Source organism: Myxococcus vastator (genome assembly GCF_010894475.1).
GTDB lineage: Bacteria > Myxococcota > Myxococcia > Myxococcales > Myxococcaceae > Myxococcus > Myxococcus vastator.
This window is the reverse complement of record NZ_JAAIYB010000510.1, coordinates 1-5,662: the sequence shown is the minus strand read 5'-3', so window position 1 is coordinate 5,662 and position 5,662 is coordinate 1. Positions and strand designations below refer to the sequence as shown.

Annotated in this window: 6 protein-coding genes; 5 read left to right on the top strand and 1 reads right to left on the bottom strand. The window is 71.9% G+C overall.

Going from position 1 to position 5,662, the window contains the following annotated elements; all coding sequences use genetic code 11:
- Together G4D87_RS32680 and G4D87_RS32675 are read left to right on the top strand one after the other, a co-directional pair.
- Positions 1 to 1,348 (top strand): vWA domain-containing protein (locus G4D87_RS32680; protein ID WP_240358794.1); only part of this gene is annotated, 1,348 nt, incomplete at its 5' end.
- Between the two features lie 15 nt (positions 1,349 to 1,363).
- Positions 1,364 to 2,467, top strand: a complete 1,104-nt coding sequence (locus tag G4D87_RS32675) for a hypothetical protein (RefSeq protein WP_163786603.1) — start codon at positions 1,364 to 1,366, stop codon at positions 2,465 to 2,467.
- A gap of 8 nt (positions 2,468 to 2,475) precedes the next feature.
- On the opposite strand, the gene G4D87_RS32670 is transcribed toward G4D87_RS32675, so the two are convergent.
- A complete protein-coding gene (locus tag G4D87_RS32670) occupies positions 2,476 to 2,730 on the bottom strand; it encodes a hypothetical protein (RefSeq protein WP_240358793.1) in 255 nt (84 codons plus the stop codon).
- A 303-nt stretch (positions 2,731 to 3,033) separates the two neighbouring features.
- Between G4D87_RS32670 and G4D87_RS32665 the strand changes: the two genes are divergently transcribed.
- The 3 genes from G4D87_RS32665 to G4D87_RS32655 form a co-directional block, all read left to right on the top strand.
- Positions 3,034 to 3,852 carry a sterol desaturase family protein gene (locus G4D87_RS32665; RefSeq protein WP_163786601.1) on the top strand — a complete coding sequence of 273 codons (819 nt, stop codon included), beginning with the start codon at positions 3,034 to 3,036 and terminating at the stop codon, positions 3,850 to 3,852.
- A 150-nt stretch (positions 3,853 to 4,002) separates the two neighbouring features.
- Entirely contained in the window at positions 4,003 to 4,398 is a 396-nt protein-coding gene (locus tag G4D87_RS32660; protein ID WP_026113917.1) for a BlaI/MecI/CopY family transcriptional regulator, read from the top strand.
- Positions 4,395 to 5,662: M56 family metallopeptidase (locus G4D87_RS32655; protein WP_163786600.1), on the top strand; the 1,268-nt coding region annotated here is incomplete at its 3' end. The genes G4D87_RS32660 and G4D87_RS32655, both read left to right, overlap by 4 nt.

Here is a 5,662-nt window from a genome sequence, read left to right as displayed (position 1 = left end):
GCCCCCTCCCGTCGTCACGGACACCAGCCACACGGTGAAGCGCCCGGAGGACCCGCCCGCCACGCGGACGCTGCCGCTGGTGACGTCCCAGCCGGAGGACGGCGCCCTGAGCATGGCGGGCAAGCTGTCCGGCGCGTACGTGCAGACGGGGCCCAGCGAGGCCTTCGCGTGGCTGGAGCTGAAGGCGCGCCCGGCGGAGGGCGGCCAGCGGGTGCCCGTCAGCCTGGCGCTGGTGCTGGACCGCTCCGGCTCCATGAACGGCCAGAAGCTGGCCGACGCCCGGCGCGCCGCCACGGAGCTGGTGCGGCGCCTGACGCCCGATGACCGGCTCGCCTTCATCGACTACGGCACCGACGTGCGGGTGCAGCCCAGCCGGCGGATGACGGAGGAGGCGCGCGCGGAGCTGCTGACGCTCATCTCCGGGCTGCAGGACGACGGCAGCACCAACGTCAGCGGCGCGCTCGACGCCGCGGCCAACGCCCTGCGGCCCCACATGCGCGAGTACCGCGTCAGCCGCGCCATCCTGCTGAGCGACGGGCAGCCCACCACGGGCATCGTGTCCGAGCCGGGCCTGCTGGACCAGGTCCGCCAGCTGCGCCGCGACGGCATCACCGTCAGCGCGCTGGGCGTGGGCCGGGACTACCAGGAGACGCTGATGCGCGGCATGGCCGAGCAGGGGGGCGGCTTCTCCGGCTTCATCGACGACTCGGCGCGGCTGGCGGAGGTCTTCTCCCGCGAGCTGGACCAGGCGACAAGCACCGTGGCGCGCCTGGTGGAGCTGCGGCTGGACGTCCCGCCCGAGGTGCGGCACGTGGAGGTCATGGGCATGGCGTCCTTCCGCGAGGGCAACGTGCTGAAGGTGCCGCTGTACGACATGGCCAGCGCCCAGACGGTGCGCGTCATGGCGAAGCTGTCGCTGGACACCCCGCGGACGGCCGGCGCGCTCGCCCTGCTGAACGCCCGGGTGCACTATGTCGACGTGGCGCGCGACGTGCCGACGGAGACGGCGCTGCGGCTCACCGCGGAGGTGACCAGCGACCTGGACCTGGTGCGCGCGTACCTGGACAAGGAGGTGCGCGTCCACGCGACCCGGGCGTTGGGCACCCAGCAGATGGTGGCCGCCGCGAAGGAGATGAAGCGCGGCAACAAGGCGAAGGCCCGTGGCCTGCTGGACAACGCCCGGGCCATTTTCGGCACGTCCGCGGCCTCGCTGTCCGGGGAGCTTGCGGACGTCAGCCGCTCCCAGGCAGCCTTGGCCGGAGCGTCCAGCGAGGAGGAGGCGCAGGCCGAGTCGCGCAACCTCCTCAAGAAGTCCCTCAGGAACTTCGGCCAGAACAACGCGTACTAGCAGGACGGTGAACCCATGGCCCTCTCCGTGCAGTACTTCCACCGCGAAGAGTTCGAGACCCGCACGCTTCGCGCGCTGGGAGGCGCCGCCTGCATGGGCCTGGTCGCCGGCGCCGTGCCGGACCTGCACCTCACACCGGAGTACCTCGCCATCGTCGCCGCGGCGCAGGCGTGCGTGAAGCCCACGGGGGTCCACCCCCTGGCGCTGCGCCTGGCGCTGACGGTGCTGCCCGCCCTGCCCTACTTCTTTCGGGCGCCGGAGCCGCTGCCCGTGAGCCTCGCGGGCGCGCTCGCCGCGGCGCTGGTGGCCTGGCTGGGCCATGGACGGGAGCAGCCGGGGCAGCCCGCCGCGGTGGCCACCAGCGCGGCCGCCGCGGGCGTGCTCGTCCCACTGGGCCTCTACGTCCAGCAGGTGCTGGAGGCGCGCTTCCTGGGGAGCGACGGCCTGCTGCCCGCGCTGGTGGGCTTCCTCGTCGTGGGCCTCTTCTGGAGCATCGGCACGCTGCCGGCCAACCTCCGCGTGGAGCTGGACGCGGTGGAGGCCCGGGGCCGCCAGTTGCAAGACGCGCTCAAGGGCGACTCGCGCACCCTGGCCACGCGGGCGCTGACGCTCTACCGCCAGTGCAAGGACGTGGTGACGAAGATGCCGTCCAGCACCGGGCGCACGGAGCTGCTGGGCGTGCTGGAGAAGATGACGGGCGACAGCTTCTCGCTGGCGGAGGTCCACTTCGGGCTGGAGGCCCAGCTCGGCTCCGTGGTGGCCAACGACGTGGACGCCCAGGTGCGCGAGCTGCGGGAGCGCGCCGCCGCCACGCAGGACGCGGTGGCCCGCCGGCAGCTGGAGCTGGCCGCGTCCTCGCTGGGCGAGGAGCTCAACCACCTGGACGTGCTGGCCCGCCGCAAGGAGCGGCTGCTGGCCCAGCTCCACGCGCAGGTGGCGCTGCTGGAGCGGGCCCGGGTCTCCTTCATCGGGGTGCAGGGCAACGAGCTGGGTGCCAAGGGCGCGCAGGCCGCTGACCTGGCGCGCAAGCTGAAGCAGCTGGGAGAGCCCGCCTCCAGCGCGGGGCCCGAGGACGTCGCCCCCGTGGCCGCGCCCTCCCCCACGCGCGTCACCCCCTGAGCGACGCGCTACTTCCGGGACGCCCGGCGGGTGGCGCGCTTGCGCCGCGGCGCGGGCGTGGGGCTCACTGGCGGCGCGTGCAGTTGATCCGCGATGCGCTGCTCAATGGCCTCGCGGGTGCCGCGGGCCTGGACCAGCGCCGCCTCGATTTCCTCACGCACGCGCGCCGCCTGCTCCTCCGCCGTGGCCCGGTACTCCGACACCGTGCGGCGCAGGGCGATGCTGCCCCGGTCCGGCGCGGCACTCCGTTCACCCGTGCGCACTGTCTTGGGAGCCGATGTCCTGCGCCTGCGTACCTGGGTCCTGGGTCTCTGCTGTCCTTCGTGCTCCGCCATCCGCGCCTCCCGGAAAGTCATCCTCGCTTCCAGGAAAGTGGGCTGCTATCGGACGCGAAGGAAGCCCGTGCCTGGGCTGGCTTCTGGGCAGGCAGGCAACACACCGCCTGTTCATTCAGCAGGGTTGCTTCTTGCCTGCGCCAGGAAAACGCTATGGCGCGGCGGGGACGGCGCGCACACACTCCTGCTTCGTCTGCCTCCGTGGGGGCAGCGGCTTGTCGCGAGGATACCGTGGCAGTCAGCGAACCCTTTTCGTTCCTGAAGCACCGCAAGCACAACCTGGACCGGATGACGCTGGGCGACCTGGTCTACTCGTTCTTCACCTACTACGCGGTGGTGGCCTACATCACCGTGGGCATCATCAGCCTGGCCCTGGCCGTGAAGTGGCTCGAGAACCCGCTGCGCATGCTGCTGGCGATGCTCGCCGCGAGCGTGGCGTTCCCCTTCGGCTGGTACCTGGTGCACAAGCACATCCTGCACAGTCGCTTCCTCTACAAATCACCGCTCACCGCGGCGACGTGGAAGCGCATCCACTTCGACCACCACCAGGACCCACACGACCTGCGCGTGCTCTTCGGCGCGCTGGCCAACGTGCTCCCCACCGTGGGCGGCGTGATTGCACCCATTGGCTATCTCATCGGCGGCAAGGCGGGCGCCGCCGCCGCGCTGGGCTGGGCCATGGTGATTACGTGCGTTTATGAGTTCTGCCACTGCATCCAGCACCTGAACTACACGCCCAGGTCCCCGTTCCTGAAGGACATCAAGCGGCTGCACCTGTCGCACCACTTCCACAACGAACAGGGCAACTACGGCATCACCAACTACTTCTGGGACCGCCTCTTCGGGACCTTCTACGAGAAGTCCGGTGACAAGCCCAAGAGCCCCACCGTCTTCAACCTGGGCTACACGTCCGAGGAGGCCCAGCGCTATCCCTGGGTGGACCGGCTCTCCGGCGGCACCCGCGGTGACGGTCACCCGCGCCGCTTCTGGGAGCGCCAGGCCGCCGCCCAGACGCCGCCCCCGGAGCCCGCCAGGCGCCAGGAAGGCTGACGGCCGGGCACCCGCCTGAAGCCTCCAAGCCCCCTCCCTCACCCAGAGGCAGGGGGCTTTTGACGGACCGCATCTACGAAGGGCTTCGTTGACATCTACGAATCCATTCGTAATATGGCTTCAGGCAATCGAGTCACGGAAGGAAGCGTCATGAGTGAGACGAAGCTGCCGCGTCCCACGGATGGGGAGCTGGCCATCCTGCGGGTCCTCTGGGCGCGCGGCGACAGCACGGTGCGCGAGGTGCATGAAGCCCTCACCCGCGACGAGCCGGAGGGCACCGGGTACACGACGGTGCTGAAGCTGATGCAAATCATGACTGAGAAGGGGTTGGTGGAGCGTGACGAGTCCCAGCGCGCGCACGTGTACCGGCCCCGCGCCACGGAGCAGCGCACCCAGCGTCAGTTGGTGACGGACCTGGTGGACCGCGCCTTCGGTGGCTCTCCGGCGCGGCTGGCGATGCAGGCCTTGTCGTCGAAGAAGACGCGCCCCGAGGAGCTGGCGGAGCTGCGCCGGTTGCTCGACACGCTGGAAGGAGGCGAGGAATGAGCCGGCTGCTGATGGAGTCCCTGGGGTGGGCGCTGCTGCACTCGCTCTGGCAGGGCACGCTGGTGGCGCTGCTGCTGGCGGTGGCGCTCGTCACGGTGGGGCGGCGCGCGGCGCATGCGCGTTACGCGCTGGCCTGCGGGGCGCTGGTGCTGGCGCTCGCGCTGCCGGTGGCCTCCGGGTGGAAGCACTTCCACGGCGCGCCCGCGCGAGTGGCCATGGACACCTCCGTGCCGCCCACGCCGCTCCGGGTGGATGCCGCGAATACCCACCCCGTGGAGAGCACGGCGGCGCGTCCCGCCTGGCGCCTGTCGCCCGTCGCGACGGCGCCCGCGTGGATTGACGCGGACATGGCCGAGGACGGCGCCGCGAGTGGCTTCGAGAGCGCGGTGCTGACGGGCCTGGGCTCGTTCCTGGTCATGGCCGGGCTGCTGCTGCAACGCGCGCTGTCCCTGGTGGAAGCGCACCTGCACTGGCTGGTGCTCGCCTGGGCGGCGGGCGTGGGCCTGAGCTCGGGGCGGATGGCGGCGGAGTGGATGAAGCTGCGCCGGCTGGCGGACCGGGCCCTGCCCGCGCCCGAGGCATGGCAGGAGCGGCTGGACGCCCTGTCGCGGCGCCTGGGCCTGCACCGCGCGGTGCGGCTGCTCCAGTCCTCCGACGTGGACGTGCCCGCCGCGGTGGGCTGGCTGTCGCCCGTGGTGCTCCTGCCCGTGTCCACCCTGGCGGGCCTGCCCGCTCGGCAGTTGGAGATGGTGCTGGCTCATGAGCTGGCCCACATCCGCCGTCACGACTTCGCGGTGAACCTGGCGCAGGTGCTGGTGGAGACGCTGCTCTTCTTCCACCCCGCGGTCCGCTGGACTTCCCATGTCATCCGCGTCGAGCGGGAGCACTGCTGCGACGACGTCGCGGTGGCCGCCAGCGGCAACTCCGTCTCCTACGCCCGGGCGCTGACGGCGCTCGAGACGCTCCGCGTGCTGCCGGGAACGCCGAGCCCCGCCATGTCCGCGCTGGGCGGCTCGCTGCCGGAGCGCGTGCGGCGGCTCATCACCCTGCCCACGTCTCGCTGTGCCTCGCGCTGGGCGGCGGGCGCCTCCGTGCTCACCCTGGTCAGCAGCCTCGCCGTGGCCGCGCCGCTGACGTCGCTCCTGCTGGGACAGACGGACGCCGCGCCGCGGCCGGGAGACGAGCCCGTCCTCGTCCAGGCTCCGCCCATCCCGGCGCTCTCGCTCACCCCGCCGGTGCCGCCCGCGCCCACGCCCGTGACACC

Coding starts and splice junctions, on each gene's coding strand:
- G4D87_RS32675 (WP_163786603.1), top strand. CDS start 1,364: ATGGCCCTCTCCGTGCAGTACTTCCACCGCGAAGAGTTCGAGACCCGC.
- G4D87_RS32660 (WP_026113917.1), top strand. CDS start 4,003: ATGAGTGAGACGAAGCTGCCGCGTCCCACGGATGGGGAGCTGGCCATC.